Source organism: Treponema sp. R6D11, from assembly GCF_054786075.1.
In genome coordinates, this window is sequence record NZ_BDHD01001027.1 from 1 (window position 1) to 409 (window position 409).

Below are 409 nucleotides of genomic sequence, written 5' to 3' on the forward strand. Positions count from 1 at the left end.
CAGTGCCGGCACCGTCCGATTTTTCCGGCGTACTTTCAGGAGTAGCGGCGGGGGGGGGGGGAGCGGTCTGCTGTTTCACGGGCGTTTTTTTCCCTGTCTCTTTCGCGGCGGCGGGGACAGCCTCTTTTTTGCCCGCGGGGTTTTCCTTTTCGGGGGGTTTCGGGGGGTTTTTCCCTTTTTTTTTTGGGTTGTTCCCGTCGGTCCCGGTGGGGGGGGGTAATTTTTTTTTCCTGTTGGAATGGGATTTTTTTTTTTCCCCCACTTCGTTTTCCCCACCGGGGGCGGGGCGTCCTTTTCCTAAAACGCAGCTGGGGCCCCCCCCCCCTCCCCCTCTGGGACACCCCTTATAACCACATGGAGAAGAAAAACCGCCAGTATAACGAAGGCGTCGCCAACGGAATGCTCCCAA

Annotated in this window: 1 protein-coding gene; it reads right to left on the reverse strand. The window is 58.2% G+C overall.

Going from position 1 to position 409, the window contains the following annotated elements; all coding sequences use genetic code 11:
- A partial coding sequence (locus ACYVTD_RS17320) for a hypothetical protein (RefSeq protein ID WP_461248873.1) occupies positions 1-262 on the reverse strand: 262 nt, incomplete at its 3' end.
- Positions 263-409 lie beyond the last annotated feature (147 nt).